Origin of the sequence: Mycobacterium sp. (genome assembly GCF_035314665.1) — a bacterium.
Classification (GTDB): Bacteria; Actinomycetota; Actinomycetes; order Mycobacteriales; family Mycobacteriaceae; genus Mycobacterium.
Genome location: NZ_DATFZD010000230.1, coordinates 1 through 3,296, shown reverse-complemented (window position 1 = coordinate 3,296; position 3,296 = coordinate 1). Strand labels below are relative to the sequence as shown.

The window sequence follows — 3,296 nt, the reverse complement described above, 5'->3', positions numbered from 1 at the left end:
CGACAACCGGCGCGCGCTTGATCCCGGGCGTGAGGGCAGCCACGGCGACGACGGTGACCCTGTCATTTTCAAAACTGTTCACCGACGCGTTGGCCGCATCCAGGCATCGGGCCATCTCGTCGGCCACCGCGCTGAACACCTCCGATGGGGGAGTCCCGCGCGCGACCAGGGTTGCCACCCGCCGCAACGCGGCCTGCTGCTCAGCGAGCGCACGCAGCTCGTCGCGGCTGGCCTGCAGCTCCGTGCGGGTGGCGGCGTTAGCGATCGCGGTGGCGACCAAGTCGGCGAAGTCGCTCATGCGCGCTTCGGTGTCCGGTGGCATCGGCTCGGGGGCCGTTGAGCCGACGATCGCTGCGCCCCACACGCTTCCGCCCACGATGATCGGCACTCCGACCGCCGAACGGATGCCAAGCTCACGTATGCGCGCGGCGTGGGAACCCGGAGCATCAGCGTGACTGTCCATCCGGGCGACACGGCCGGTGCGCAACACTCGCACCGCGACGTTGTCTCCGTCCAATGCGAGGCGGAGGCCCCCAGGCAGCTTGCGAAGCCGGTCCCCGTCATAGACGGCGAGAGGCACGCACGCGTCGCTGTCGTAGCGGGATACCGTCGCGTGAGCCACACGCACGCACCTGGCCATTTCATCGGCCACCGCGGAGAACACCGCAGCCGGACTGACCGCGCGCGCCACCAGTGTCGCGACCCGCCGCAACGCGGCCTGCTGCTCGGCGAGCCATCCGAGGGCTTCGCGGGACTCGGCGTTGGCGATCGCGGTGGCCAGCAGCTCGGTGAAACTGGCCAGCCGCGCCGCGGTGTCGTCCGGCAGCGGGTCGGGCTCCGTGCTGAAAACCGCCATCGCTCCCCACAGGCGTCCCGCCACCGTGACTGGGACGCCGACCGTCGAACCAATCCCGATGCGACGCATGGTCGCCGCGAGCTCGCCGTCCAGCGCCGAGTAGTCATCGATGCGTGCCGACTCGCAGCTGCTGCGCACCCGCGCCAGCACGCTGGTGCCGGCCAGAGACCACTGCTGGCCGACCGAAGATACCCGATCTAGGGGCGGGAAGATGGCACAGGTGGTTGCCGTGCCGTCGAGCTCGTAGCGCGCGACGCTCACCCGCGGGACGTCGATGACGTGGGCGACCTCCTCGGCGACCACGGCGAACAGGTCCGCCGGTGCCACGCCCTCCGCAGCCAACGTGGCCACGCGGCGCAGCGCGTTCAGCTCGTCGTTGGCTATGCGGCGGTCCGTGACGTCGCGGGCCACCCCGTACATGACGCCTGCTTGGGGCCGGCTGCTGGTGCTCCATTCGAACCAGCGCAGCGAGCCGTCGGCACAGATGTGGCGACACTCGAACCCGACGACGGGTTTACCGGCGGCGAGTTCGGCGAGGACAGCCTCGACGGGCTCGCGATCGTCGGGGTGGATGTTGTCGATGAACGGCCTGGCCAGCAGCTCCTCTGTGGTGTACCCGAGGAGGCGTGGGAACGCCGGATTGGCGCGCTTGAGGTAGCCGTCGAACCCCGCGATGCAAAACGCATCATGCGAAAGATCGAAGAGCCTCACCAGCTCGTCGTCGAAAGAGCAGTTCGCCTCTGCCATAACCCCCTAGTCTGACCCCCTTGTTCCCGCTGCGAAAGGCCAGGCGACCGGGGTCAGCGCAGTCGCCAGGCGGGTCTGAAGGCTAGGCGATCAACGCGGTGTCGCAGCCTTTTGGCGCGCTCGTAGTCGGAACTGCCGGGTGCCAGGAACCTTTAGGCCCGAGGAGACGAGGAGTAGGAGACCCGCTTGCGTCCGGTGCCGCGCAGCGAGGCTTAAGAGGATCGCCTCGCGCATCGTCGTTGGCCCCGGCTCGTCGCCGCCTTGCCGTGTTGGCACGTCCGCGGCGGATGGGGTAGCGCGCCTGCTGCACTGATTGCAAGACTCGGTCATAAAGGATGGTCATGGACGTCACCAAAACCGACCAGCAGCTCATCGATGTGCACGCCCACTTCCTCACCGACGCCTACGTAACCGCCGCGCGCGACGCCGGCCATATTCACCCGGACGGGATGGCAGGCTGGCCCCATTGGTCCGCCGAGGAGCATCTGCGACTGATGGACCGCTGGGGCGTGGCCACCGCGATGCTGTCAATTTCCTCGCCCGGTACCCACTTCGGCGATGATGCCTCGGCGCGCCGCCTCACGCGGGAAGTCAACGAGGCCGGTGCCGCGATCTCTCGGGATCACCCCGGCCGGTTCGGTCACTTCGCCTCGCTGCCCTTGCCCGACGTGACCGGCGCGCTCGACGAGCTCGGCTACGCATTTGATGAACTCGACAGCGACGGGATCACCATCGAAACCAATAGCGCCGGCGTGTATCTCGGCGACGACCGCTACGAAACCCTCTATCGCGAACTCAACCGGCGCCGCGCTGTTGTGTTCGTGCATCCGACGTCACCGCCGCACGCCGAAACGATTGCCCTTGGCCGGCCCCGGCCGATGCTGGAGTTCATTTTCGACAGCACCCGCGCGGTCAGCAACCTTGTCTTCACCGGCACGCTGGTCCGTTATCCCGACATTGAATGGGTCTTCACCCACGGTGGGGGCACTCTGCCGCTGCTCGCCGAGCGGATGGAGCTGTTCCGTACCGTCTTTCTCGGCGATGATGACCCCCACAGCGCGGTGCCCCGCCAGCTGACAAGGTTGTGGTTCGACATCGCCGGCACACCCTTCCCGCACCAAGTGCCAGCCGCGGTCGCGGCGTTCGGCGCCGCGCGGCTGCTCTATGGCAGCGACTATTGCTGGACCCCCGCCCACGGAGTAGACGCCCAGCTGGCGTCCATCGACCAAGCCGATCAGCCCGACGACGACAGCTGGCGGGCACTCACCACCCGCAACGCCATTCGGCTGCTGCGCTAAACCGAAGTTACGACGCTTTGGGTAGGCGATAGGGCCGTTGACGTGGGGGCTTCGCATCCCCCTCCTCCTCCGTACGAACCGGCGGCGGTGTGCGGGCGTTGTCTGACCTGACTTGGGTCACGTTCCACGTTCCGGTCGGCGCCCAGGTCGTTGACCTGCATCTTTGCCCCGAAGGTTGGCGGAACTTGCGCACTAAACGGGGCTGAAAACGCCGCCAAGACACCCGATGGGCTCCGCGATTTTACGCGCGCCTCTACAAGACGCGATTTCAATTCGACTGGAGCGCAACACAATTCGATCCACCAGCGCGCAAACTCCTCACCGCCGTCGATGACGATGACGATGACCTGGGCAAATCGACTGCGCGCTTGTGCACTAATCTGACCCAAGTCGGG

At 67.1% G+C, this 3,296-nt stretch carries 2 protein-coding genes; one reads left to right on the top strand and one right to left on the bottom strand.

Annotated features, from left to right (window positions below; translation table 11 throughout):
• Positions 1-1,603: GAF domain-containing protein (locus VKI00_RS17010; RefSeq protein ID WP_414687226.1), on the bottom strand; the 1,603-nt coding region annotated here is incomplete at its 3' end.
• A gap of 341 nt (positions 1,604-1,944) precedes the next feature.
• On the opposite strand from VKI00_RS17010, the gene VKI00_RS17005 reads away from it, so the two are divergent.
• Complete coding sequence (locus VKI00_RS17005; protein ID WP_324439366.1) at positions 1,945-2,901, top strand: amidohydrolase family protein; 957 nt, start codon at positions 1,945-1,947, stop codon at positions 2,899-2,901.
• Positions 2,902-3,296 lie beyond the last annotated feature (395 nt).